Raw genomic sequence first — 25,953 nt, 5'->3', positions numbered from 1 at the left:
CGGAGAGGGATTCATAAGGAGAGGACCCGCAATTCAGCTGGGAAATTCCCGTCAATTTTTATCAGTGGCCGGCCGGGGCCGGAGAATCACCCGGCCGCTGCGCCCGCGCGCCTTCGGCTGTGCGCGGCGGCCTGCGCACAGCCGGCAGCTGTATGTTTACCCGGCCTTTACCGAGTGACGCTGATGCGCTGCGGAATCCGGGGCTTTTTTGCTGTTGACAGGTGTCACGCTTCCCTTCCGTAAGCCGCAAATTAACGTATCCGCGCCATCCTGAGCAGCATCATCATATGCGGTGGCCTAGACCGCGATGCTCTTAGGAGGACGGAATGAAAGCGCTTAAATCGCTCAAGCTGGCACATAAACTGCCACTGTTTGTTGTTGGGTTCGGTATGCTTGTGACGGCGATTCTCGTCACTATCAGCACGGTCAGTTTCCAGCGCAGCGCAGAACTCAATGCCCAGGACCAGCTCAGCTCCATGGTGGCGGACCGCAAGTTGTCGGTTCAAACCCTGCTGGACGGAATTCACGCGGATGTGCAGACGCTGGCCTCGGTGCCGTCGACGGCAACCGCCATCGAATGGCTGACAATGACTTGGAACGACCTGGAGGGAAATCCCGGCCAGGTGCTGCGCCAGGCCTATATCGATGCCAACCCCCATCCGGCCGGAGAGAGGCACCTGCTGGCGCGGGCGGAGGGCGACTCGCCCTACCACATGCACCACGAAAGCTTTCACCCGGCTTACAAGATGCTGATCGACAGCAAGGGCTATTATGATGCCTTTCTGATCAACCTGGCGGGCGACATTGTTTATTCGGTGTTCAAGGAAAACGATTTCGGCACCAATATGATGTCCGGGCCGTTCAAGGATTCCGGGCTTGGCAAAGTCTATCGGGAAGCGCTCGAAGGCAGCCGCAGCGAGGTGTTCTTTGCCGATATGGAGCCCTACGCACCCAGTGCAGGCGCAGCAGCGGCCTTTGCCGCCGCTCCGGTTGTCAATGATGCCAATCTCACGGTCGGCGTGCTGGCGGTGCAGATCCCCGTAGACATGCTGGGGGCCATCATCAACAACGAGCAGGGCATGGGCGACACCACCCAGGTCTATCTGGTGGGGTCCGACATGCAGGCCCGGACCAAATCACGGTTCGAAGGCGGATTTGATGTGCTCTCGCCGCTGCCGCCGACCAAGCAGGTGGTGGAAGCCTTTGACGGCAAGTCGCATGTGCAGAGCGGCGTTCCCGGCCTCAACGGACATTCCGTGCTGGCCTATTCGGAACCGCTGCCGCTGGCCTTTGCGGACTGGGCGATCATCGCCGAGCAGGACTGGGCCGAGCTTATGGCGCCCGCGGTCAAAAAGCGCAACATGCTGCTGATGGCCTCGCTGATCTGCGCCGGCGGCATGTCGCTCTTCGGCTGGCTGTTCGCCCGCTCCATCACCAAGCCGATCGACCGGATCTGTGCGGACATGGAGGCTGTCTCCTCCGGTGATCTGGACACAGAGGTCGCAGCGGCCGGCCGCTCCGACGAAATCGGCAAGATCGGCAAAACGCTGGTCTCGATGCAGGACGACTTGAAGCTGGCCCGCGCCGCGGAAGAGGAGCGCGCCGAGATGCAGCGCCAGCAGCAGGAAGTGGTCGAAAGTCTGAGCACCGGCCTGATGCAGCTTGCGGATGGTGATTTCTCGCGTGAGATCAAGGGCCCGTTCCCGCAGGAATACGAACAGCTGCGGAAGAACTTCAACAGCACGGTCACCAATCTGAGCGGCACCGTTCAGCAGGTGATCGACGCCTCCGGCAGTATCCGCAACGGCGCCGCCGAAATCAGCCAGGCGTCCGATGACCTTTCGCACCGCACCGAGAGCCAGGCGGCCACTTTGGAAGAAACCGCCGCGGCGCTGGATGAGCTGACCGCGTCGGTGAAATCCGCCGCCGAAGGCGCCCGCAGCGTTGAGGCCACCATGGCAGAGGCGCGGACCGAAGCGGAGAACAACCGCGAAGTGGTGCAGAGCGCGGTGTCGGCCATGACCGAGATCGAGCAGAGCTCGAACCACATCAGCCAGATCATCTCTGTGATCGACGACATCGCCTTCCAGACCAACCTTCTGGCCCTGAACGCAGGCGTCGAGGCGGCACGGGCGGGCGAGGCCGGCAAGGGCTTTGCCGTGGTCGCAAGCGAAGTGCGGGCGCTGGCGCAGCGCTCCTCCGATGCGGCGATGGAGATCAAGACCCTGATCGGCGACAGCTCCAAACAGGTTGAGCGCGGAGTGGATCTGGTCGGCAAGGCCGGCGAGGCGCTGCAAAGCATCGTCGAACGGGTCACCCATATCTCGCAGCTGGTCTCCGGCATCGCCGAGGGTGCTGCAGAACAGTCGACCGGCCTCAACGAGATCAACACCGGCGTCACCCAGCTGGACCAGGTGACCCAGCAGAACGCAGCCATGGTGGAAGAGGCCACAGCGGCCGGCCACATGCTGAACACCGACGCGACCAAACTGGCCGAGCTGGTCGCGCATTTCCGGGTCGCAGGCGTCAGCCCTGCAGCCCGTCCTGCCGCTGCAGCGGCCCCGGCTGCTCCCGCTCGGGCGGCGGCCCAGCCTGCGCCTTCGGCGCACGGCAGCGATGACTGGGAGATTGAGGCCAGCGCCGCGCCTGCCGCGGTACCTGCGGCCGCCAGCGGCAATGCCGCCCGCGATCTCTGGCAGGACTTCTAAGCGACTCACCGGAGGCGCCGCTGCCAGGGCAGCGGCGCCTTCAGGCCATGGCAACCTGTGCCGGAAATTCGGATGGCACCGCAAATTAACTGGGGAACCCATTGTCTTCGAAAAACTTATTGATCATTACCACTGACCGCAGCTTTGCCCGAACCCTGCAGAGCTACATGGAATCCGCTTACCCGGGCATGCGGGTGTATTTGGCGAACAACCTGATGATGGCCTACAATCAGGCAGAAGCGGCGCAGCCGGTTTTTGCCTTTGTGGAAGACGGGTTCACCAAGCTGCCGGAATTCGAGATGATGATGGCGCTGTTTTCGGCGATCGACACGCGCTGGGTCTCGGTCATGGACACCCAGGGCGCGACCCCGGCGCGGAAATCCTCACCGCTGCTGGACGTCGGAGCGGGTATCTTCGAACTGACGAAGGCGGATCACCCCAGCCAGTTCGCCCAGTATTTCGACATGATGGTCAACGCACCGCGCCGCAGCCCCCGGACGGCGGCGCGCGCCACGGCAAGCGGTCCTGCAGCGGCTGCGGGCGGCAGCCGCAAGCTGATCCTGATCGGGTCTTCGACCGGCGGGGTGGAAGCCCTGCGCAGCATTCTGGTCGGCTTCCCGTTCGACTGCCCGCCAACCCTGATCGTGCAGCACACCGGCAAGAATTTCGGGTCCGGCCTGGTGTCGCTGCTGGACCGGATCTGTCCGGCGCGGGTGCGGGCGGCCGAGGACGGCATGGCGCTGGAGCCGGGCTATGTCTACATCGCCGCCGGTCAGCGCCGCCACATGGGGCTGAGCAACCGCAAGCCGCTGCAGCTGCGGATGAAGGAAGGGCCGGATATTTCCGGCCACACGCCGTCTGTTGACGCTCTGTTCACCTCTGCCGTGCCATATGGAAAGGACGTTGTTGCCACCATTCTGACCGGCATGGGCCAGGACGGCGCCCGGGGGCTGCTGGACCTGCGCAAGGCCGGCGCCAAGACCTTTGCCCAGGATGAAAAGTCCTCGGTCGTTTACGGAATGCCCAGAGTGGCCTGGGATATCGGCGCCGCGCAGCAGCAGGTGCCGCTGGCCCGGATGGCCAGCACACTACTCCAGGCCAGCAAAGCCTGAACATACCGCAGGAAGGAACCAAAGCCTTGACCACTGTTTTCGCCAACTCGAAATCTGTAACGGTTCTTCAGGGGGAATACCGGGTGACCACCGATCCGAAAATCGTGTTCTCCACGGTGCTTGGCTCGTGCATCGCGGCGTGTATCTACGATCCGGAGAACGGTGTGGGCGGAATGAACCATTTCCTGCTGGCGAATGCCCGCCAGGGCGGCGCGGCCAACGCCCGGTACGGCATCCACGCGATGGAGCTGCTGATCAACGGAATCATGAAGAAGGGCGCCGTGCGGTCCAACCTGAAGGCCAAAGTCTTCGGCGGCGCCAAGATGTCGGCAAACCTGTCGGATATCGGCGCGTCCAATGCCGACTTCGTGCAGCGGTTCCTGCGCGATGAGGGCATCCCGTGCATCTCCTCCAGCGTTGGCGGCACATCCGCCCGCAGGGTGCGGTTCCACGCCTGTTCCGGCGCGGCCCAGCAGACCCATGTCCAGGACGACCGCAAGCTCGGCGAAATGGAGCAGCGTGCCGCAACGCGCCCGGCTCCGGCACCGGCACCGGCGGCAGGCGGCCCGGGCGCTGTCACCCTGTTCTGACCGGCCAGCCCTGCAAAGGCAGAAGACTGCGCCGCCCGGTGTGCACCGGGCGGAGGCAAATACCGTTTGCCCGCGCTGGCCGGCAGCGGTAGTTCCTTAGGGGCTATGAGAAGAAACCGGGCCTCATTTTCGCTGTCTCAGATCTTGCCGGGCCTACGGCGGGTCCTGGCAGCGGCTGTCCTGCTGATATGCGGCATGGCAGCGATGGCGCAGGCGCAGATCACGGTCTTCGCCGCCGCCAGCACCAAAACAGCGCTGGATGAGGCCGCCGCCGCCTATCAGTCTGCAACCGCGCGGACAGTCACCATTTCCTATGCCGGCTCCCCGGCGCTGGCGCGGCAGATCCAGCTGGGCGCGCCGGCGGATGTGTTCCTCTCCGCCAATTCCGGCTGGATGGATGTTTTGCAGCAGGAGGGGCTTGTGGATCCGGCCTCGCGCCTGGACTTGCTGACCAACCGCCTGGTGCTGATCGCGCACGGGAACGGCGCCGCACCGCTGGACCTGTCAGCCGCGGATCTGGGCGGGCTGCTGGGCGAGGGCCGGCTGGCCATGGCGCTGACCGATGCGGTGCCTGCGGGCATCTACGGCAAGGCCGCCCTTATGGCATTGGGGCAGTGGACCGCCGTCGCGCCCAAGGTGGCGCAGGCCGCCAATGTGCGCGCAGCGCTGGCGCTGGTGGCCTCGGGCGAGGCGCCAATGGGCGTGGTCTACGCGACCGATGCCCGCGCGGACAGCAAGGTCTCGGTGATCGCGGTGTTTCCGGAGGCAAGCCACCCGCGGATCGTCTATCCGGCGGCTGCCGTCGCAGGCGGTAACGCCGCAGAAGCCAAGGTTTTTCTGGAGTATCTGCGCAGCCCCGAAGCGCGGGACATCTTCCTGCGCCACGGTTTCGGGGTGCTGGCGGAGTGAGCGCTGAGACGGCATGGCTGGGGCCGCAGGAATGGCAGGCGGTGATGCTGTCGCTGCGGGTCTCTCTTTGGGCGACGCTGGCGGCGCTGCCGCTGGCTGTCTTTGTGGCCTATGCGCTGGCGCGCTGGCGGTTTCCCGGCAAGCAGATCGTCAACAGCCTGGTGCACCTGCCGCTGATCCTGCCGCCGGTGGTGACCGGCTACCTTTTGCTGACGGTGTTCGGCACCAAGGGGCCGGTCGGCGGTGCGCTGCAGCAAATCGGCATAGTCTTTGCCTTCCGCTGGACCGGCGCGGCACTGGCCGCGGCCATCATGGCCTTTCCGCTGATGGTGCGGGCGATCCGGCTGTCGGTGGAGGCTGTGGATCCGAAGCTGGAACAGGCCGCCGCAACCCTGGGCGCTTCGCGGGTGCTGTGCTTTGCCACCGTCACCCTGCCGATGATCCTGCCGGGGCTGATTGCCGGCACCGTGCTGGGCTTTGCCAAGGCGATGGGGGAATTCGGCGCGACCATTACCTTTGTCTCAAGCATCCCGGGGCAGACGCAGACGCTGCCCTCGGCGATCTACACGTTTCTGCAGGTGCCGGGCGGGGAGGCGGCAGCATTGCGGCTGACGCTGGTGTCAATCGCCATCGCCCTCAGCGCGCTGCTGTTCTCCGAACTACTGGCACGCCGCGCGGCTGAGCGGACCGGGGGGCGCTGATGCTGACGGTCTCGCTGCAACATGCGCTGCCGGGGTTCGGGCTGGATGTGCAGTTCGAGGCGCCGCCCGGCGTCACCGTGCTGTTCGGGCGGTCCGGCACCGGCAAGACCACGGTGATCCAGGCGGTTGCCGGCCTGCTGCGGCCCGATCAGGGGCGGGTGACGCTGAATGGAGAGGTGCTGTTTGACACCTCGCAGCGGCATTGGCTGCCGCCGCACAAGCGCCGCATGGGCTATGTATTTCAGGAGGGGCGGCTGTTTCCGCATCTGACCGTGCGGCAGAACCTGCTGTTCGGGCAATGGTTTGCGCCACGCAGCGCCAAGCGGGAGAGCCTGGACCGGGTGGTGGAGCTGCTGGGCATCGGTTCCCTGCTCCAGCGGCGGCCCGGGCGGCTGTCAGGCGGGGAGAAACAGCGGGTGGCGATTGGCCGGGCCCTGCTGTCGGCGCCGCGGATGATCCTGGCGGATGAGCCGCTGTCGGCGCTGGATGAAGCGCGCAAGGCGGAGATCCTGCCCTATTTCGAGCGGCTCAGGGACGAGATCGGCATCCCGATGCTCTATGTCAGCCATTCCGCCGCTGAAGTGGCCCGGCTGGCGACCACGGTTGTGGTACTGCAGGACGGCAAGGTGCAGCGCCAAGGCAGCGCGGCTGAGGTGCTGGGCGATCCGGCGGTCCTGCCCGCGGGCGTGCGCGCCGCCGGCGCCCTGCTGGAAGCACGAGTGACCCGCCACCACGAGGACGGGCTGACGGAGCTGGAGGCGGGCGGCGTGCCGCTGTTCCTGCCGCAAATTACCAGGGCTCCAGGCAGCCAGGTGCGGGTGCGGATCTCGGCGCATGAGGTGATCCTGTCGCGACAGCGCCCCGAAGGCCTGTCAGCGCTCAACATCCTTCCGGGCACGGTTGAGAATGTCCGCACCGGCGGCGGCCCGGGCGCCATGGTCTCGCTGCGGACGCCGGCCGGGCGGGTGCTGGCCCGGGTCACCCGGCGCTCGGCGCAGGCGCTGGGGCTGGAACCGGGGGCAAATTGCTTTGCAGTGGTCAAAACCGTCTCGATCGCGCCGGAGGATATCGGCAGCGGCGGCTAGGCGTCCCCGCCTGCTTTCAAAAATTCCGCAACAATCCTTCAGGTAATCTTGATACGGAAATAAGTTCGGTTGCGGGCGGAGCGCGGGTATCAATAGGGGCAGCAGTTCAAGAGGAAAGGCAGCCCATGACCAAACGATCCTATTACGCCCCGGAAGGCGGGCTGCCGCCACAGACCCAATTGCTGACCGACCGGGCGATGTTCACCGAAGCCTATGCGGTGATCCCCAAGGGCACGATGAGCGATATCGTGGCGAGCCTCTTGCCGTTCTGGGACAAGGCCCGCTTCTGGGTGCTGTCGCGGCCCCTGTCGGGCTTTGCCGAGACGTTTTCCCAGTATATCGCCGAGGTGCAGCCCGGCGGCGGCAGTGACCAGCCGGAAACCGAACCCGGCACCGAGGCGGTTCTGTTTGTGGTGCAGGGCGCCATGACGCTGACCATCGACGGCACCGCGCATGAGTTGGAGGAGGGCGGTTATGCTTTTCTGCCGCCGCAGGCCAGCTGGAGCCTGCGGAACAACTCCGGCGCGCCGGTGCGCTTCCACTGGATCCGCAAGGCGTATCAGGCGGTTGCAGGCCTGGACGCGCCCGAAGCCTTTGTCACCAACGAAAACCGCGTCGATCCGACGCCGATGCCGGGGACCGAGGGCAAATGGGCGACGAGCCGTTTTGTCGACCCGAACGACCTGCGCCATGACATGCATGTGACCATCGTCACCTTCGAACCCGGCGCGGTAATCCCCTTTGCCGAAACGCATGTGATGGAGCATGGCCTCTATGTGCTGGAAGGCAAGGCAGTCTACCGGCTGAACCAGGACTGGGTCGAGGTCGAGGCGGGCGATTACATGTGGCTGCGCGCCTTTTGCCCGCAGGCCTGCTATGCCGGCGGCCCGGGCAAGTTCCGCTATCTGCTGTACAAGGACGTGAACCGGCATATGCCGCTGGCGCCGCTGCGCTGACGGCGGGGGGAGCGCCCGGCCCGAAAATGTGCCCGGGCGCTGCCCGGCTGGTCAGCCGGGCGCGGCCTGATCCGCCGCCGGCGCGCCCAGCCCATAGGACAGTTTTTCTGCGGCGCCCCTGACCAGGGCGCCGATTTCGCTGATGCGCGCGTCCGGCATCCTGGACGTGGGCCCGGAGACAGAGATCCCGGCCAGCACCTCACCCTGCATTCCGAACACCGGCGCTGCCACACAGCGCATGCCCGGCGCCTTCTCCTCGTCGTCGAAGGACCAGCCGCGGCGGCGGATCTGCGCCAGATCTTCGCGCAAGGCGTCTGCCGAGGTCAGGGTTTTCTCCGTGAATTCCTGCAGCGCGCTCCCGCGCAGGAAGCGGGCCAGCTGGTCCTCCCCGAAACAGCTGAGCAGCGCCTTGCCGATACCCGACGCGTGCATCGGTGAAGTGGTGCCGGGCGGAAAGAAGGCGCGGATCGACTCGTAGGTTTCCACCTGGCTCACAAACATCACGTCGCCGCCGCGTTCGATACCGAGGTTCGAGGTTTCGCCGGTTGCCTCCATCAGCTCCCGCATCACCGGCCGCGCCCGCTCGATCACGCTGGAGCGGCGCAGAAAGGCAGAGCCGAGGCGGAAGGCCATGGCGCCGATGTGCCAGGTCTGCGACTGCGGCTCCATCTCGACGATCTGGCGCGCCTCCAGCGTGGCCAGCACCCGGTACATAGTGGCCGCCGACTGATCCAGCGCGGTGGAGAGTTCCGTCAGCGTCATGCCGCTGGCGCCGGCCAGCGCATCCAGCACGTCCAGCGCGCGGTCGAGCGATTGGATCGTGGGCGGGTTGCTGGCGGAATCAAAGTTCTTTGGGCGGCCCTTGCGGCGCGGTGCTTGCGGCATTTTCAGGCCTCCGAAGGCAATTCAAACAGCAGCTTATTGATACATCTGAAAATCACTTCTGTACAATGAAAAACTCAAACCCTTTGTAAAACGGTGCTTTTTCAGCGCTTCTTCCATTTATGAAATCTTTTTTCAAAAAAATTTACCCGCGCGCGCCGCCCCCTTAGAGTGAAGGAAATCGCCACAGGAGGGCACGACATGAGCTTTCAAAATCCGGTTTTCATCCCCGGTCCGACCAATATGCCCGAAGCGCTGCGCAAGGCGGTGGACATGCCGACGCTGGACCACCGCTCGCCGCTGTTCGGCCAGATCCTGCACCCGGCACTGGCTGGGGTGAAGAAGGTTCTGAAAAGCGAAACCGCAGAGATCTTTGTCTTTCCGTCGACCGGCACCGGCGGCTGGGAGACCGCAATCACCAACACGCTGACCGCAGGCGACAAGATCCTGGCCGCGCGCAACGGCATGTTCAGCCACCGCTGGATTGACATGTGCCAGCGCCACGGGCTGGACGTTCAGATTGTCGAAACACCCTGGGGGGAAGGCCTGCCTGCGGACCGCTACGAGGAAATCCTGACCGCCGACACAGCCCACCAGATCAAGGCGGTTCTGGCGACCCACAACGAGACTGCGACGGGCGTCAAGTCCGACATCGCTGCTGTCCGCCGCGCGCTGGATGCGGCAGGCCACCCGGCGCTCTTGTTTGTGGACGGCGTGTCCTCGATCGCCTCGATGGACTTCCGGATGGACGAATGGGGCGTCGATATTGCCGTCACCGGCTCGCAAAAGGGGTTCATGCTGCCGCCGGGCCTGGCCATCACCGGCTTCTCGCCCAAGGCGATGAAGGCGGCGGAGACCGCGACCCTGCCGCGCACCTTCTTTGACATCAAGGACATGGCCAAGGGCTATGCCAACAGCGCCTATCCCTACACCCCCTCTGTCGGGTTGCTGAACGGTTTGAACATGGCCTGTGGTATGCTGCTGGATGAAGGGCTGGAGAACGTCTTTGCCCGCCACCACCGGATTGCCGAGGGCGTCCGCGCCGCGGTCCGCGCCTGGGGGCTGGAGCTGTGCGCGGTGTCGCCGGAGGTCTACTCCGACAGCGTCAGCGCAATCCGCACGCCCGAAGGCTTCGACGCCAACACGTTCGTGAGCCTGGCGGCCGAGAAATACGGCGTCGCCTTTGGCACCGGCCTGGGTGAGGTCGCGGGCAAGGTGTTCCGCATCGGCCACCTGGGCAGCCTGACTGACGTGATGACGCTGTCCGGCATTGCGACCGCCGAAATGGTCATGGCCGACCTGGGCCTGAACATCAAACTGGGCTCCGGCGTGGCGGCGGCTCAGGACTACTACCGCGGCAACAGCGCCAGTAGCGCCAAGGCCGCCGCCTGATGAAGGATAACGCGATGTATATCCCGACCTATGAGGACATGCTGGCTGCGCATGAGCGCATCCGGCCCCATATCCGCCGCACACCGGTCCGCACCTCGGATTATCTGAACGAACTGACTGGGGCGGAGCTGTTCTTCAAGTGCGAGAACTTCCAGGAGCCGGGCGCCTTCAAGGTGCGCGGCGCCACCAACGCAGTGTTCGGGCTGGACGAGGCGCAGGCCGCCAAGGGCGTCGCCACCCATTCCTCGGGCAACCATGCCTCCTGCCTGTCCTACGCAGCCATGCTGCGCGGCATTCCCTGCAACGTGGTCATGCCGCGCACCGCGCCGCAGGCCAAGAAGGACACCGTGCGCCGCTATGGCGGGCGGATCACCGAATGCGAGCCCTCGACCAGTTCGCGCGAGGAGACCTTTGCCAAGGTGCAGGCGGAAACCGGCGGCGATTTCGTGCATCCCTACAATGACCACCGGGTCGTCGCGGGGCAGGGCACCTGCGCAAAGGAATTCGTGGAGCAGACCGATGGCCTCGACATGGTTGTGGCCCCGATCGGCGGCGGCGGCATGATCTCTGGCACCTGCCTGACGCTGTCGACGCTGGCACCGGAAATCCAGGTGATCGCGGCAGAGCCGGAACAGGCCGATGACGCCTACCGCAGCTTCAAGGCGGGCTACATCATCGCCGATGATGCGCCCAAGACCATTGCCGACGGGCTGCTGGTGCCGCTCAAGGAGCTGACCTGGCACTTCGTCAGCAACCACGTCAGCGAGATCTACACGGCGTCTGATGCGGAAATCATCGACGCGATGAAACTGATCTGGAAGCACCTGCGCATCGTGATGGAGCCGTCCTCGGCGGTGCCGCTCGCCACCATTCTGAAAAACAAGGACGCCTTCGCGGGCAAACGCGTGGGCCTGATCGTCACCGGCGGCAATGTCGACCTCGACAAACTGCCTTGGATGAACAGCTAAACTGGGGAATAGAACCATGAACGCACAGACAAATTTTGATCAGCTCGAAGTCGGCTATGACGTCCCGGCGGTCCCGGGCATGGACGAGGCTGACATCCAAACCCCGGCGCTGGTCCTCGACCTGGACGCGCTGGAGCGCAACATCAAGAAGATGGGCGACTATGCCAAGGCGCATGGCATGCGCCACCGGGTGCACGGCAAGATGCACAAGTCGGTGGATGTGGCCAAGCTGCAGGAAGAACTGGGCGGCGCGGTTGGCGTTTGCTGCCAGAAGGTCTCCGAGGCTGAGGTCTTTGCCCGCGGCGGCATCAAGGACATCCTGGTCTCCAACCAGGTCCGCGACCTGCAGAAAATCGACCGTCTGGCCCGTCTGCCCAAGCTGGGCGCGCGCACCATCGTCTGCGTTGACGACCTGGACAACGTGGCCGACTTGTCGGCAGCGGCGCAAAAGCACGGCACTGAGCTGGAAGTCTTCGTTGAGATCGACTGCGGCGCCGGCCGCTGCGGCGTGACCACGACTGAGGCGGTTGTCGAGATTGCTAAGGCGGTGAACGCGGCAGAAAACCTTAAGTTCTCCGGCATCCAGGCCTATCAGGGCGCGATGCAGCACATGGACAGCTACGAGGACCGCAAGGCCAAGCTGGACATTGCCATCGCCCAGGTTGCAGATGCGGTTGAGGGCCTGAAGGCCGAAGGCATCGCGTGCGAGCTGGTTTCCGGCGGCGGCACCGGCTCCTACTACTTTGAATCGAACTCCGGCGTGTACAACGAGCTGCAGTGCGGCTCCTATGCCTTCATGGATGCGGATTACGGCCGCATCCTCGACAAGGACGGCAACCGGATCGACCAGGGCGAGTGGGAAAACGCCTTCTTCCTGCTAACCCAGGTGATGAGCCACGCCAAGGCCGACAAGGCCATCGTGGACGCAGGCCTCAAGGCGCAGTCGGTCGACAGCGGCCTGCCCTTCGTCTTTGGCCGCGATGACGTGGAATACATCAAGTGCTCGGACGAGCACGGCGTGGTCTCGGACCCTGACGGCGCGCTGAAAGTGGGCGACAAGCTGCGCCTGGTGCCGGGCCACTGCGACCCGACCGCCAACGTGCATGACTGGTACGTCGGCGTGCGCAACGGCAAGGTCGAAACCGTTTGGCCCGTCTCGGCCCGCGGCAAAGCCTACTAACCGATCCATCCCCAAACTGGCGGAGGTGCGCATGCCGCCCTCCGCCGGCTTTTTTGTTGAGGAGAAACAGACATGTATATCGTTCCGGAAAAGGCGGTTGCGGACCTGGTGACCCGCGAAGCCTCGTTCGATGCGGTCGAGAAGGTTTTTGCCGCCATGGCGTCGGGGGATGCCTACAACTTCCCCGTGGTGCGCGAGGCGATCGGCCATGAGGATGCGCTCTACGGCTTCAAGGGCGGCTTTGACCGGGCTGGTCTTACACTTGGACTTAAGGCCGGCGGCTACTGGCCGAACAACCTGGAAAAGCGCGGGCTGATCAACCACCAGTCCACCGTTTTCCTGTTTGACCCGGACACCGGCAAGGTGAAGGCGATGGTGGGCGGCAACCTCCTGACCGCGCTGCGCACCGCCGCGGCCTCCTCGGTATCGATCAAGCATCTGGCCCGCCAGGACGCCAAGGTGATCGGCATGATCGGCGCAGGCCACCAGGCCAAGTTCCAGCTGCGCGCGGCGCTGGAGCAACGCAATTTCGAGAAGGTCATCGGCTGGAACTTCCACCCGGAAATGCTGCCGAACCTGCAAGAGGTGGCCGAGGAGGCGGGGCTGCCGTTTGAAGCGGTGGAACTGGACGGCCTGCGCGAGGCGGATGTGATCATCTCGATCACCTCGTCCTTCGACGCGATCCTGAAGGCGGACCAGGTCAGCCCCGGCACCCACATCGCCTGCATGGGCACCGACACCAAGGGCAAGCAGGAAGTCGACCCGCAGCTGCTGGTCAAGGCGGACGTGTTCACCGACGAGGTGGCGCAATCTATCTCCATCGGTGAGGCGCAGCACGCGGTGGCCCAGGGCCTGATCCAGGAGGCCGACGTCGCCCAGCTTGGCGCAGTAATCAACGGCACCAACCCGGGCCGGACCTCGGACGATCAGATCACCCTGTTCGACGGCACCGGCGTCGGCCTGCAGGATCTGGCCGTCGCGGCCTCTGTGGTTGAGGTGGCGGTGGAAAAGGGCATCGCCATTGAGGTCGATTTCTAAGCACAGCCAGAAACACATTCTGCGAATATCCGCATAGCGGAGCGGCAGGAGAGAGGTGTACCTCTCTCCTGTTTTCCATTGAGGGACTGGAAAAATGTTTCTGGGATTGAGCCTGCTGGTGGTCGGCGTGGTGCTGTGCCTGAACGGCGTCTGGCAGATGGGCCGGATCGAGGACCGCGAGATCATCCTGATCAACGCCGTTGCGGCGCTGGTGTTCTTTGCCGTGGTGCTGCTGATCGCGCTGGCCGCGCGGCAGCCGGCGGACCTGCTGGATGCAGGCATGACGCTCTTGTTCGGCACCACCTACCTCTGGGTGGCTTATAACCGCATCTTTGCGTCCAGCGGCGCGGGGCTGGGCTGGTTCAGCGGCTTTGTGGCGCTGACCGCCGCGCCCATGGTGCTGCGGGTGCTGGCGCAGGGGGATGGTCTGTTCGATGTCTGGCTGGCCGCCTGCTGGGCGGCCTGGTCCGGGCTGTGGTTCCTCTTCTTCCTGAACCTCGCGCTCCGGCGCGGCAGCCCGCGGCTGACTGCCGCGGCAACGCTGCTGTGCGGGATCTTCACCGGCTGGCTTCCGGGGCTGGCGGTCTTGCACGGGCTGGCCGGCTGAGAGCAAAAAAGCCGGCCCTTTGCGGGCCGGCCGTTGATTTAGCTACAGGCGGTTGCCTCAAGCTTGATCCTCATGCGGCAGCGACCCGCGTCCGTGGCCGCTCAGCCCGCCAGAAACTTCCTCGGTCGCTTCTCCCGCCAGTTCCTGCGGCAGCACCAGGTTCAGCACGATGGCAATCAGCGCGGCTGGCAGCAGACCGCTGGTCAGCAGGATGCGCGCGGTATCGGGCATGTGCTGCAGCGCGCCGGGCTCCAGCTGCAGGCCCAGGCCGATGGACAGGGAGATCGCAAAGATCACCATATTGCGGCGGTTCCAGTCCACGTCCGACAGCATCGAAACACCGGCCGCAACCACCATGCCGAACATCACTATGACGCCGCCGCCCAGCACCTCGATCGGCACGGTGCGGATCACCGCGCCCACCTTGGGCACCAGTCCGCAGACAATCAGGAAGATGGCACCGCAGGTCACAACGTGGCGGCTCATTACCCCGGTCATGGCGATCAGGCCGACGTTCTGGGAAAACGACGTGTTGGGGAAGGCACCGAAGAAGCCCGCCATGGCGGTGCCGATACCATCGGCATAGGTCGCGCCGGCGATCTCCTCCTCGGTGGCCTCACGGCCCGCGCCGCCCTTGGTCACGCCAGAGACATCGCCGACGGTCTCCACCGCAGAGACAAAGCTCATCAGGCAGAAACCGATGATGGCCGCGGCAGAAAACTCTACCCCGTATTTGAACGGCTGCGGCAGGGCAAAACCCGCGGCTTGCGACCAGGAGCCGGAGACCGCCTCGAGCGTCAGCATGCCGGTCATCAGCGCGTAGATGTAGCCCGCGATCAGACCGAGCAGCACGGCAGAGACCGACAGCATCCCCCGGGTGAAGAACTTGAGGCCCAGAGTCACAAAGATCACCACCAGCGCCGCCGACCAGTTGAGGAGAGAGCCGTATTCCGGCGTGCCGATGGCGGGCACACCGCCTGCGGCATACTGGATGCCCACCTTGACCAGCGCGAGGCCGATCATCGTCACCACCAAGCCCGTCACCAGCGGCGGCAGGGCAAAGCGGATCCTGCCGATCACCGTGCCCAGCAGCCCGTGGAAGATACCGCCAATAATGACGCCGGTGAACAGCGCAGCCAGCCCGTCCACGCCCTTGCCCGCAACCAGCGGGATCATGATCGGCAGAAAGGCAAAGGAGGTGCCCTGCACAATCGGCAGCGCGGCTCCAACCGGACCCAGGGTGATGGTCTGCAGCAGGGTGGCGACGCCGGCAAACAGCATCGACATCTGAATGAGATAGAGCAGTTCCGGAAAATCGGGCGAGTTGGAGCCGAAACCGAAACCGGCGGCCCCGGCCACGATGATGGCGGGCGTCACGTTTGAGACGAACATCGCCAGCACATGCTGGATGCCGAGCGGCACCGCCTTATGCAGGGGAGGCGTGTAATTGGGGTCGCGCAGCTGCGCCGGCGTCCCGATGGAAGTGTCAGCCATGAAAGGTATCTCCTGTCGGTCATGGGGATCTTGCCGCTTCTTGTTTTTGTTGGCGGCTTCGGGCTGTGGTCAGTCCGCGACCACGGTAAAAGGCTCCTTGAACCAGTGTTCTTCGAGGTTGGGTGAGGTGCCGATCCGGTCGACAACGATGTATTGGCCGGGCGCGCCGAGGGGCGCGAGCACCCCGTGCCAGATGCCGCGGTGCAGGTTGACGGACTGGCCCGGCTGGCTGATGAAGGCCTGCAGGTTGACCGGCACACCGCCGTCGTCATCCGCCACCACCACCAGCATCGGCACGCCGCTCACTGGCACAAAGGCCTGGCTGCCCTCGGGGTGGCGCTCCACCATGTCCACCTTATGCGGCAGGTGGCGGGCCTTGGCGTCAAACAGGCTGATGCCGGCCCGGCCGTCCGGGCCGAAATCCACGACCGCGCGGTCGTGATGACGGCCGCACATGCCCTGATTGATCATCTTGTCCGGAGCGCCCGCAACCTCGATCACGTCGCCATAGGGCGCAAAAGCCGCTGCGGTCAGCGGCTTCGCTGTCAGCCGGCCGCTCACGGCAGCATGTCCTGCAGGCGGAACTGGGCAATGCGCTCAACCTGGCGGCAGGCCTCATCGAACTCGGTCGCCCGGTCATTGTGGATGCGGCGGTGGAACGCCTCCATGATTGACGCCTTGTTATGGTCGCGCACCGCAACGATGAAGGGGAAGCCGTGCTTCTCCACGTACTCGGTATTGAGCCGAGTGAAGGTCTCGCGCTCCTCATCGGTCAGCATATCAAGGCCGGCACTGGACTGTTCTGAGGTGCTCTCGGCGGTCAGCCGCCCCGCAGCGGCCAGTTTGCCCGCCAGATCCGGGTGCGCGGTCAGAACGCCCAGACGCTCATCCTCGCTGGCGGTTCGGAAGATCCGGCACAGTGCATTGTGGACGCCCGCAGCGCAGTCATGCGCCGGGCCCAGCTCCAGATCAAAGGCACGGTCGGCGATCCACGGCGAATGCTCGAAGATCGAGCCGAACTTGGCGACAAACGCCTCGCGGTCCATTTGGCTGGGGCGCTCGCGCTTCACCGGCGGATGGGTTTCGGCCCAATGCTCGGCAATGTCGATCCGGCGCGGGCACCAGACGCCCTCGAATCCCTGGATGTAATCGATGAAGCGCTTGAGGCCGGCGATCTTGCCCGGACGCCCGACCAGACGGCAGTGCAGGCCGATGGTCATCATCTTCGCAGCACCTGCCTCGCCCTCGGCATAGATCACGTCGAAGGCATCCTTCAGATACTGGAAGAAATGCTCGCCCGTGATCCAGCCCGGCGAATTGGCGAACCGCATGTCGTTGGCTTCCAGCGTGTAGGGGATGATCAGCTGTTCGCGCCCGCCGGTTTCCAGCCAATAGGGCAGGTCGTCGTCGTAAGTGTCAGAGATGTAATCGAACCCGCCTTCTTCGGCCACTAGCTGCACCGTATTGGCGCTGCAACGGCCTGTGTACCAGCCGCGCGGGCGGGTGCCTGTGACCTCGGTATGCAGGCGCACGGCTTCGGCGATTGCGGCGCGCTCCTCCTCCTCGGCCATGTCCTTATGCTCGACCCACTTCAGGCCGTGGCTGGCGATCTCCCAACCCGCGTCCTTCATCGCCTGCACCTGTTCAGGGCTGCGGGCCAGCGCGGTCGCCACGCCATAGATGGTCAGCGGGATGCCCGCGCCGGTGAACAGCCGGTGCAGCCGCCAGAAGCCGGCGCGGCTCCCGTATTCATAGATCGACTCCATGTTCCAATGGCGCTTCCCGGGCCATTGCGCTGCACCGGGAATGTCGGACAAGAAAGCTTCCGAGGCCGCATCCCCATGCAGGATGCAGTTCTCGCCGCCTTCTTCATAGTTCAGAACAAATTGCACGGCGGCTTTGGCCCCATTGGGCCACTGCGGGTCGGGTGCGGCAGCACCGTATCCGCGCAGGTCACGAGGATAGCGCGTCATGTCAGGTCTCCTGTCTTTTTATTATGTATAGAACAGATAATCTGCTTCGGCTTTCAGTATATTTTTGAAAGAACTTTTTGACTCTTCCCGCTGTATGGGGCGGGCTGAACCAAGCATACCTAGGGAAACGGAATTGAAAGGAGGCTGTCATGGCCGGATTTCTGACCACCCATGTGCTGGACACCGCCCGCGGCTGCCCGGCGGAAGGGCTGAAGATCGACCTGTACCGGATCGAAGGCGATGAGCGCATCCATCTGCGCAGCCTGACCACCAATGACGACGGGCGCACTGACGAACAGATCCTGCCCGCAGGCGAATTCGCCACCGGCACCTATGAGCTGGTGTTCCACGCAGGCGGCTATCTGCGCGCCACCGGCCAGGCTGGGGCGGACCCGCTGTTCCTGGACGAGGTGCCGCTGCGTTTCGGCATGAGCGAGGCAGACAGCCACTACCACGTGCCGCTCTTGCTGTCGCCTTACGGCTATTCCACCTACCGCGGCAGCTGAGTCGCACACCCCAAGATACCTCTCCTCCCGCTTGGCATCTGCCGGCGGTTCCCGCCTCAGGAAACTGGGGCGGGCTTTTTCATTCTGGGGGGAGGGACGCCTGAATGTGATCCACCATGAAATCCATGAACAGCCGCACCTTGGGGTCCTGATGGCGGCGGTGAACGTACAGGCAGGCCATCTGGATCGGGATCGGCGGCTCCTCCGCCAGCACCGGCACCAGCCGGCCGGAGGCGAGGTGTTCCGATATTTCGAACACCGGCTTCAGGATGATCCCATGCCCGTCCAGCGCCCAGCTGGTCAGCACGTCGCCGTGGTCCGATTCAAACGGCCCCGTAACCGTCACCCGCTTGACCCCATCCTGGCTGCGCAGCGGCCATTGGAACTCCGGCGCGCCGGGATAGCGCAGGTTCAGGCAGTCATGCGCGTCCGTCTTCAGCTCCTCGCTGTTGTTCGGCTGGCCGCGCCGCTTGATGTACTCTGGCGCCGCGCACAGCACCCGCGGGCAATCGGCGATCTTGCGGATGCGCAGGTTTGAATCCTCCGGCACGCCAAGGAAAAACGCCGCATCCAGCCCCTCCGCCGCCAGGTCCAGCTTGCGGTCCGACAGCCGCAGCCGGATCGAGATCAGCGGATAGGCTTCCTTGAACTTCGGCACCGCCGGTGCAATCAGGTGCTGCCCCAGACCCAAGGGCGCCGCCACATAGAGCGTTCCGCGCGGGGTTTGGGTGACGCTGCTGATATCGGCCTCCGCCTCGTCAACCGCTTCCAAAATCTTGACCGCCCCGTGATAGAACAGATTGCCCTGTTCGGTCGGATTGAGCAGCCGGGTGGTGCGCTGGAACAGCCGCACGTTCAGGTGATCCTCCAGCTGCGAAATCCGCGACGACGCCACCGCGGCCGAGATCCGCATGTCCCGCGCAGCGGCAGACATGTTGCCAAGTTCATAGACACGGACAAAGGTGCGGATGTTGTCGAGATAGGCCATTCACGTATTCTTTGTGTTATTTTGAAACAGCTTGGGTTTTTTACCTAATACATGAAAATAACACCATGCTCTAGTCTCGGGTCAAAGCTTATGAGGAGAGAACAATGGAAGAGCTTGTGATCATGTGGGACTGGCTGGGCTTTGCGGTCCGCTGGCTTCACGTCATCACCGCCATTGCCTGGATCGGATCGTCCTTCTACTTCGTCGCGCTGGACCTTGGCCTGCGGAAGGTTCCGCATCTGCCGGTCGGCGCGCACGGCGAGGAATGGCAGGTCCACGGCGGCGGTTTTTATCACATCCAGAAATACCTGGTGGCGCCGGAGAACATGCCGGATCATCTGATCTGGTTCAAATGGGAGAGCTACGCCACCTGGCTGTCTGGCGCGGGGCTGCTGATGATCGTCTACTGGGCCGGCGGTGAACTGTACCTGATCGACTCCAGCAAGGCTGACCTGGCCCTGTGGCAGGGTATCCTGATCTCCGGCGCATCACTCAGCATCGGCTGGCTGGTCTATGATGCCTTGTGCAAATCGCCGCTGGGGGAAAAGCCGACCTTCTTGATGGTGCTGCTGTTCGTCCTGCTGGTCATCATGGGCTGGGGCTACAACCAGATCTTCACCGGCCGCGCGGTGATGCTGCATCTGGGCGCCTTCACCGCGACCATCATGACGGCAAACGTGTTTTTCATCATCATGCCGAACCAGCGCATCGTGGTGAAAGACCTGCAGGAAGGCCGCACGCCGGACGCAAAATACGGCAAGATCGCCAAGCTGCGCTCGACCCACAACAACTACCTGACGCTGCCGGTTGTGTTCCTGATGCTGTCCAACCACTACCCGCTGGCCTTTGCCACCGAGTACAACTGGCTGATCGCGGCGCTGGTGTTCCTGATGGGCGTGACCATCCGCCATTACTTCAACAGCAACCACGCAGGCACCAGCAACCCGACCTGGACCTGGCCGGTGACCGCCATCCTGTTCATCGGCATCATGATCCTCAGCCAGGCGCCGCTGCAACAGGACACCGTTGAGGAGTCCGAGGCGCGGGAGCTGACCAAATCCGAGCAAGTGTTTGCCAGCAATCAGCATTTCGAGGACGTGATGAATGTGGTACCGGGCCGCTGCGCCATGTGCCACGCGCGGGAGCCCTACTATGACGGCATCCGCCGCGCGCCCAAGAACGTGCTGCTGGAAACCCCGGCGGATGTGGCGAAATACGCCAAGGAGATCTACCTCCAGGCCGGTGCCACCCATGCGATGCCGCCCGCAAACGTCACCTTCATGGAGAACGAGGAACGCGCCCTGATCCGCCGCTGGTACGGCAGCGCCTCCAAAGATCTGCCCTTCGCGCTGGCTGCGAACTGAAGCAGACCCGACGGACAAGCCCAATGGCCCCGCCCCTGTGGCGGGGCCATTTTTGTCGGGCACCCCGCGTGCACCATCCGTACACCGCTTGTGCACCCCCGATGCTGCAAGACGCTGGAACCAAACTGCGCCGGCGTGTGTTATACTGCCACGGGGTTTGCCCAATTGTGCCGGAAACCCGGGGCTTTCCGGCCTGTTCTGCCACAGCGCCAATCCCTTTCGGGCACCCTTTTTCCCGGCGGAAAACGCCGGGAGCTGGCCGTTTGGGACCGCGGCAACACTGCGGGGTTTGGGCGTGAAGGAGGAAACGTGATGTTTAAGAAGACTTTCGCTATAGGATTTGCACTCTGCACCACCTTGGCCGCCTGCGGTGACACCACTGGCGAGCGGCTGGTCTACGGCGCGGGCGCCGGGGCCGCCGGCGCGGCGGTTCTGGACGGCAATGTGGCCGCGGGCGCCGCAGTGGGGGCCGCAGCAAACCTGCTTTACTGCCAGGAAAACCCGCACCGCTGCTAAGGCGGGTCTCATATTCCATATCAGGCGGGCCACCGGTGCCCGCCTTTTCTTTGGCGTGATGTCTACTTGCCGGTCTCGCTGTGCCGGAAGGCGGCCAGACCCTGCTTCACTGCGTAATCGACGAACAGGCGGATCTTGGGGTCCTGCAATTTCCGGTGCGGGTACAGGCAGCCGAAGATCGTCGGCTCCGGCGGCGTGTCCGGCAGCACCTCGACCAGCGCGCCGCTGCGCAGATGCGCGGCCACGTCAAAGCGCGGCTTGTTGACGATGCCGCGCCCGTCCAGCGCCCAACCCGTCAGCACGTCGCTGTCATCGGCGTCGTATTTTCCTGAAACTTCCAGCTTGCGCGGGCCTTCCGGCGTGGCCAGCGTCCAGTAATATTCGGGCGAGCGCGGGTAGCGCAGCAGCAGGCAGTTGTGCCCCGTGAGAAGATCCTCCGGCACCTGCGGGGTACCATGCCGCTCCAGGTATTGCGGCGCGGCGCACAGCACCCGGGCGCAATCGGCGATCTTGCGCATCTTCAGGGTCGAGTCGTGCGGGGTGCCGATAAAGAACGCCACATCCAGCCCGTCAGCCAGAATATCGACCTTTCGGTCCGACATCCGCATCCGGATTTCGGTGGCGGGGTACGCTTCGACAAACCCCGGCACCAGCGGCGCTATGATGCGGCGGCCCACACCCAACGGCGCGGTCACCCGGATCACCCCGCGCGGTGCGGCGGAGAACTGCGAGACCACCGCCTCCGCGTCCTCAATCGATTCGAGCACCTTCTTGGCCTCGGTGTAGAACAGCTGCCCGGCCTCGGTCGGGGTCAGCGATCTCGTGGTGCGGTTGAACAGGCGCACGCCAAGGTGCTTTTCAAGTTCCTTGATCCGCTTGCTTGCCACGGCAGGAGTCAGCCGCAGATCCCGCCCGCCAGAGGTGATGCTGCCCAGCTCGACGACTCGGGTAAAGACCCTCAGGGATTCCAGATAAGACATCGTTCACAGACCTTTACAGGGCGCATCTGCCGCTTGCACAGCGCGGCGGCAGGCGGCAAACACGCCGGTTCCGGCCCCTGTTATCCTAATCATTTTCAACAGGGTGTTGAAAGCCTTTCGCGATTGCAGCCGTTAACCGATGCAGTCAGACAAGGTAAAAATAACATAAGCGGGCCAGCTCGGCCCAAGAGACATTCGGGAGGCCCCATGGCACATCAAACCGGCATACGCTTTCTTCTGAACGGCAAGGACATTGTGCTGGAGGACGTGAAGGCGACCACCACCCTGCTGGATTTCCTGCGGCTGGAGCAGCGCCTGACCGGCACCAAGGAAGGCTGCGCCGAGGGCGACTGCGGCGCCTGCACCGTGCTGGTGGGCCGCCTGCAGGGCGGCGCGCTGCGCTATGAGACCGTGAACGCCTGCATCCGCTTCCTTGCGTCGCTCAACGGCTGCCACGTGGTGACGGTCGAGCATCTGTCCGGCCCCAAAGGCCGTCTGCACCCGGTGCAGCAGGCGATGGTCGAATACCACGGCAGCCAGTGCGGTTTCTGCACCCCCGGCTTTGTGATGTCGCTTTATGCGCTGTGGATGGAAAACCCGCAGCCGAATGAGACGCAGGTTGAAACCGCCGTGCAGGGCAACCTCTGCCGCTGCACCGGCTATGAGCCGATTGTGAAGGCAGCACTGGCGGTGAACCAGTACGGCACCCCGGCCAATGATTACCTGACCACCGAACGCGACAACCTGACCGCCAAGCTGAAGGCGATCCAGCCCGAGGCCCGCGTCGTGACCGGCCCCGAGGACGACCGCGCCATCCTGCCACTGGACGCGGCGGATCTGGCAGAAGTGCTGGCCGAGAACCCCAAGGCAACCATCGTCGCAGGCTCCACCGATGTGGGCCTCTGGGTCACCAAGTTCATGAAACCGATCTCCCCGGTGGTGTTTGTTGCCCACTTGGAGGAGCTGAAGGCGATCGAGCTGACCGATGAGGCGCTGACCCTCGGTGCCGGCGTCACCTATACCGAAAGCGAAGCGGCGATCCGCGACGCCTTCCCGCACCTTGGCGCCTACTGGGACCGCATCGCCGGCTGGCAGGTGCGCAACATGGGCACCATCGGCGGCAATATCGCCAATGGCTCGCCCATCGGGGACACCCCGCCGGTGCTGATCGCCTTGGGTGCTGAGGTGACGCTGCAGAAAAAAGGCGGCGCGCGCACCCTGCCGCTGGAGGATTTCTTCATCGATTACGGCAAGCAGGACCGCGAGCCGGGCGATTTCGTGGCCTCGATCCGCATCCCGCTGCGCCGGGACGGGCAGATCGACGCCGCCTACAAGATTTCCAAGCGCCGGGACGAGGATATTTCCTCGGTCGCTGCCGGCGTCAGCGTCACCGTGAAGGACGGCACGATCACCTCTGCCCGGATCGCATTCGGCGGCATGGCAGCCACGCCCAAGCGTGCCGCCGGTGCCGAGGGTGCGCTGGTGGGCCAGCCCTGGGGCGAGGCCGCGTTTGACGCCGCAGCGGAGGCGGTGAAGCAGGATTTCACCCCGCTCAGCGACTGGCGCGCCTCTGCGGAGTACCGGTCGCTCACGGCCAGCAACCTGCTGCGCCGCTTCTACCTGGAACATGATGCGGGAACCGCCGGGGCTGTCCGGCTGGCCGTCGCCTGAGGAGATTTTGAGATGAAAGACCATCAGACCATCAGCGGCGCCGTGCACCATGACCGCCAGCACGACAGCGCGATCAAGCATGTCACGGGCCGCGCCGAGTACACCGACGATATCGCCGAACCCTATGGCACGCTGCACGCCTACCTGGGTGTCTCCACCGTGGCGCATGCCAATATCAAGGGCATCGACCTGTCTGCCGTGCGCGCCGCGCCCGGTGTGGTGGATGTGCTGACCGCGGATGACATTCCCGGCGTCAACGACATCAGCCCCACCGGCAAGAATGACGAGCCGGTGTTCCCGACCGAGAAGGTCGAATTCCACGGCCAGCCGATGTTTGCGGTGATTGCCGAAACCCGCGACGCCGCCCGCCGTGCTGCCGAACTGGCACAGGTGGACTATGAGGTGCTGCCGCATGCACTGGACCCGGTCCAGGCGCAGGAGGCCGGTTATCCGATGATCACCGACCCGCTGAAGCTGGAGCGCGGCGATGTGGAGGTGGGACGGAAGGGTGCCCCCCACCGCATCCAGGCGCAGATGACCGTCGGCGGCCAGGACCACATGTATCTGGAAGGCCACATCGCCTTTGCCATCCCGGGCGAGGATGAAGATGTGACCGTGCATTGCTCCACCCAGCACCCGAGCGAGGCGCAGCATATGGTGGCGCATGTTCTGGGCGTTGCGAACAACGCGGTCACCGTCAACGTGCGCCGGATGGGCGGCGGTTTTGGCGGTAAGGAAAGCCAGATGAACCTGTTCTGCGCGGTGGCAGCAATCGCTGCGAAGAAGCATAACCGCCCCGTCAAGATCCGCCCGGACCGCGACCAGGACATGACCGCCACCGGCAAACGGCATGACTTCGTGATCGACTATGACGTGGCCTTTGACGATGCGGGCCGCATTCAGGCGGTCGAGGGCGGCTTTGCCGCGCGCTGCGGCTATTCCTCGGACCTGTCCGGGCCGGTCACCGACCGCGCGCTGTTCCATGCGGATAACGCCTATTTCTACCCGAATGTACTGCTGAAAAGCAGACCTATGAAGACCAACACCGTCTCCAACACCGCCTTCCGCGGCTTTGGCGGCCCGCAGGGTGTGATCGCGGCGGAGCGGATGATCGAGGAGATCGCCTATGCCCTCGGCAAGGACCCGCTGGATGTGCGCAAGGCGAATTTCTACGGTGAAGAGGGCCGCGACCTGACGCCCTACCATCAGAAGGTGGAGGACAACATCCTCGACCGGCTGATCGGGGAGCTGGAGGAAAACGCCGAATACCGCAAGCGCCGGGAAGAGATCATCGCCTTCAACAAGGACTCGAAGATCATCAAGAAGGGCATTGCGATCACGCCGGTGAAATTCGGCATCTCCTTCACCGCGACCTGGTACAACCAGGCGGGCTCGCTGATCCACGTCTACAATGACGGCTCGATCCACCTGAACCACGGCGGCACCGAGATGGGGCAGGGCCTCAACACCAAGGTGGCGCAGGTTGTGGCCGACGCCTTCCAGGTGGATTTCGAGCGCATCAAGATCACCAAGACCACGACTGAGAAAGTGCCGAACACCTCCGCCACCGCGGCCTCTTCGGGCTCGGACCTCAACGGCATGGCGGCGCTGGATGCGGCGGAGCAGATCATTGCCCGGCTGACCAAATTCGCGGCTGAGAAGTACGGCGTGTCAGAGGCGGAAGTCGAATTCCTGCCCAACCGCGTGCGCGTCGGCAGTGAAGAGATCCCCTTCGACAGGCTGGTGAAGGAGGCCTATATGGCCCGCGTCCACCTGTCGGCGGCGGGGTTCTACAAGACGCCGGAAATCCACTGGGACCGCGCGGCGGGCAAGGGACAGCCGTTCTTCTACTACGCCTATGGCGCGTCCTGCTCGGAAGTGTCCGTCGATACGCTGACCGGCGAATACCGGGTGGAGCGCACTGACATCCTGCATGACGTGGGCCGCTCGCTGAACCCGGTCCTGGACAAGGGCCAGGTGGAAGGCGCGTTCATTCAGGGCATGGGCTGGCTCACCACCGAGGAGCTGTGGTGGGACGGTGAAGGCCGCCTGCGCACCCATGCGCCCTCGACCTACAAGATCCCGCTGGCCTCTGACCGGCCGCGCATCTTCAACACCCGGCTGGCCGAATGGTCGGTGAACAAGAAGCGCACCATCAAACGGTCCAAGGCCGTGGGCGAGCCGCCGTTCATGCTGGGCATCTCGGTGTTCGAGGCGCTGTCGATGGCGGTTGCCAGCACCGCGGATTACAAGGTCTGCCCGCGCCTGGATGCGCCGGCCACGCCGGAGCGCGTGCTGATGGCGATCGAAACCCTCAAGGGGCAGGGCTGAGC

General features: G+C 64.3%; 23 protein-coding genes. 17 read left to right on the top strand and 6 right to left on the bottom strand.

All coding sequences use genetic code 11. From position 1 onward, the window contains the following. Window positions 1-326: 326 nt before the first annotated feature. From R2C4_RS20950 to R2C4_RS20920, 7 genes are all read left to right on the top strand, one after another. Window positions 327-2,708 (top strand): methyl-accepting chemotaxis protein, encoded by a 2,382-nt coding sequence (locus tag R2C4_RS20950; RefSeq protein WP_141892242.1) that lies wholly within the window; start codon window positions 327-329, stop codon window positions 2,706-2,708. 167 nt (window positions 2,709-2,875) lie between these two features. Next, window positions 2,876-3,820 (top strand): CheB methylesterase domain-containing protein, encoded by a 945-nt coding sequence (locus R2C4_RS20945; RefSeq protein ID WP_167510302.1) that lies wholly within the window; start codon window positions 2,876-2,878, stop codon window positions 3,818-3,820. 26 nt (window positions 3,821-3,846) lie between these two features. Continuing rightward, window positions 3,847-4,410, top strand: coding sequence for a chemotaxis protein CheD (locus R2C4_RS20940; RefSeq protein WP_008558442.1), 564 nt, complete (start codon window positions 3,847-3,849; stop codon window positions 4,408-4,410). Window positions 4,411-4,605: 195 nt separating this feature from the next. Next, entirely contained in the window at window positions 4,606-5,319 is a 714-nt protein-coding gene (gene modA / locus R2C4_RS20935; RefSeq protein ID WP_141892240.1) for a molybdate ABC transporter substrate-binding protein, read from the top strand. Next, complete coding sequence (modB, locus tag R2C4_RS20930; protein WP_141892239.1) at window positions 5,316-6,020, top strand: molybdate ABC transporter permease subunit; 705 nt, start codon at window positions 5,316-5,318, stop codon at window positions 6,018-6,020. Before modA ends, modB begins: the two co-directional genes overlap by 4 nt. Beyond that, a complete protein-coding gene (gene modC, locus R2C4_RS20925) occupies window positions 6,020-7,105 on the top strand; it encodes a molybdenum ABC transporter ATP-binding protein (RefSeq protein WP_141892238.1) in 1,086 nt (361 codons plus the stop codon). The genes modB and modC overlap by 1 nt, the downstream gene beginning before the upstream one ends. A gap of 125 nt (window positions 7,106-7,230) precedes the next feature. Then, entirely contained in the window at window positions 7,231-8,061 is an 831-nt protein-coding gene (locus R2C4_RS20920; protein ID WP_058284652.1) for a bifunctional allantoicase/(S)-ureidoglycine aminohydrolase, read from the top strand. Window positions 8,062-8,112: 51 nt separating this feature from the next. Here the strand turns inward: R2C4_RS20920 and bhcR are convergent, their stop codons facing one another. Next, window positions 8,113-8,946, bottom strand: coding sequence for an HTH-type transcriptional regulator BhcR (gene bhcR, locus R2C4_RS20915; protein WP_141892237.1), 834 nt, complete (start codon window positions 8,944-8,946; stop codon window positions 8,113-8,115). 198 nt (window positions 8,947-9,144) lie between these two features. Here bhcR and bhcA point away from each other — a divergent pair, with 198 nt between their 5' ends. From bhcA to R2C4_RS20890, 5 genes are all read left to right on the top strand, one after another. Further along, complete coding sequence (bhcA, locus tag R2C4_RS20910; RefSeq protein ID WP_141892236.1) at window positions 9,145-10,335, top strand: L-aspartate--glyoxylate aminotransferase BhcA; 1,191 nt, start codon at window positions 9,145-9,147, stop codon at window positions 10,333-10,335. Next, the gene (bhcB, locus tag R2C4_RS20905) at window positions 10,335-11,303 is read left to right on the top strand and encodes a beta-hydroxyaspartate dehydratase BhcB (RefSeq protein ID WP_141892235.1); all 969 of its coding nucleotides are present in this window, start codon (window positions 10,335-10,337) and stop codon (window positions 11,301-11,303) included. The genes bhcA and bhcB overlap by 1 nt, the downstream gene beginning before the upstream one ends. A 16-nt stretch (window positions 11,304-11,319) precedes the next feature. Then, window positions 11,320-12,483 carry a 3-hydroxy-D-aspartate aldolase BhcC gene (bhcC, locus tag R2C4_RS20900; protein ID WP_141892234.1) on the top strand — a complete coding sequence of 388 codons (1,164 nt, stop codon included), beginning with the start codon at window positions 11,320-11,322 and terminating at the stop codon, window positions 12,481-12,483. A gap of 72 nt (window positions 12,484-12,555) precedes the next feature. Beyond that, the gene (bhcD, locus tag R2C4_RS20895) at window positions 12,556-13,521 is read left to right on the top strand and encodes an iminosuccinate reductase BhcD (RefSeq protein WP_141892233.1); all 966 of its coding nucleotides are present in this window, start codon (window positions 12,556-12,558) and stop codon (window positions 13,519-13,521) included. 94 nt (window positions 13,522-13,615) lie between these two features. Beyond that, complete coding sequence (locus R2C4_RS20890) at window positions 13,616-14,128, top strand: AmiS/UreI family transporter (RefSeq protein ID WP_141892232.1); 513 nt, start codon at window positions 13,616-13,618, stop codon at window positions 14,126-14,128. Between the two features lie 57 nt (window positions 14,129-14,185). On the opposite strand, the gene R2C4_RS20885 is transcribed toward R2C4_RS20890, so the two are convergent. From R2C4_RS20885 to puuE, 3 genes are all read right to left on the bottom strand, one after another. Further along, window positions 14,186-15,622 (bottom strand): uracil-xanthine permease family protein, encoded by a 1,437-nt coding sequence (locus R2C4_RS20885; protein WP_141892231.1) that lies wholly within the window; start codon window positions 15,620-15,622, stop codon window positions 14,186-14,188. 69 nt (window positions 15,623-15,691) lie between these two features. Continuing rightward, window positions 15,692-16,183 (bottom strand): ureidoglycolate lyase, encoded by a 492-nt coding sequence (locus R2C4_RS20880; RefSeq protein ID WP_141892230.1) that lies wholly within the window; start codon window positions 16,181-16,183, stop codon window positions 15,692-15,694. Continuing rightward, entirely contained in the window at window positions 16,180-17,595 is a 1,416-nt protein-coding gene (puuE, locus tag R2C4_RS20875; RefSeq protein ID WP_141892229.1) for an allantoinase PuuE, read from the bottom strand. The genes R2C4_RS20880 and puuE overlap by 4 nt, the downstream gene beginning before the upstream one ends. Window positions 17,596-17,744: 149 nt before the next feature. Here puuE and uraH point away from each other — a divergent pair, with 149 nt between their 5' ends. Beyond that, window positions 17,745-18,101 carry a hydroxyisourate hydrolase gene (gene uraH, locus R2C4_RS20870; protein WP_141892228.1) on the top strand — a complete coding sequence of 119 codons (357 nt, stop codon included), beginning with the start codon at window positions 17,745-17,747 and terminating at the stop codon, window positions 18,099-18,101. Window positions 18,102-18,180: 79 nt separating this feature from the next. Here the strand turns inward: uraH and R2C4_RS20865 are convergent, their stop codons facing one another. Next, entirely contained in the window at window positions 18,181-19,089 is a 909-nt protein-coding gene (locus tag R2C4_RS20865) for a LysR family transcriptional regulator (RefSeq protein WP_058284641.1), read from the bottom strand. Between the two features lie 104 nt (window positions 19,090-19,193). Between R2C4_RS20865 and R2C4_RS20860 the strand changes: the two genes are divergently transcribed. Together R2C4_RS20860 and R2C4_RS20855 are read left to right on the top strand one after the other, a co-directional pair. Next, window positions 19,194-20,453, top strand: a complete 1,260-nt coding sequence (locus R2C4_RS20860) for a urate hydroxylase PuuD (RefSeq protein ID WP_141892227.1) — start codon at window positions 19,194-19,196, stop codon at window positions 20,451-20,453. Window positions 20,454-20,765: 312 nt separating this feature from the next. Further along, entirely contained in the window at window positions 20,766-20,969 is a 204-nt protein-coding gene (locus tag R2C4_RS20855) for a hypothetical protein (protein WP_058284716.1), read from the top strand. A 62-nt stretch (window positions 20,970-21,031) separates the two neighbouring features. Here the strand turns inward: R2C4_RS20855 and R2C4_RS20850 are convergent, their stop codons facing one another. Further along, complete coding sequence (locus R2C4_RS20850; protein ID WP_141892226.1) at window positions 21,032-21,949, bottom strand: LysR family transcriptional regulator; 918 nt, start codon at window positions 21,947-21,949, stop codon at window positions 21,032-21,034. Between the two features lie 207 nt (window positions 21,950-22,156). Here R2C4_RS20850 and xdhA point away from each other — a divergent pair, with 207 nt between their 5' ends. Further along, window positions 22,157-23,620, top strand: coding sequence for a xanthine dehydrogenase small subunit (xdhA, locus tag R2C4_RS20845; RefSeq protein WP_141892225.1), 1,464 nt, complete (start codon window positions 22,157-22,159; stop codon window positions 23,618-23,620). 12 nt (window positions 23,621-23,632) lie between these two features. After that, window positions 23,633-25,951, top strand: a complete 2,319-nt coding sequence (xdhB, locus tag R2C4_RS20840; RefSeq protein ID WP_141892224.1) for a xanthine dehydrogenase molybdopterin binding subunit — start codon at window positions 23,633-23,635, stop codon at window positions 25,949-25,951. Window positions 25,952-25,953: the final 2 nt, after the last annotated feature.

The organism is Leisingera aquaemixtae, assembly GCF_006740765.1.
GTDB classification, from domain to species: domain Bacteria; phylum Pseudomonadota; class Alphaproteobacteria; order Rhodobacterales; family Rhodobacteraceae; genus Leisingera; species Leisingera aquaemixtae.
This window is presented reverse-complemented; position numbering and strand designations above follow the sequence as displayed.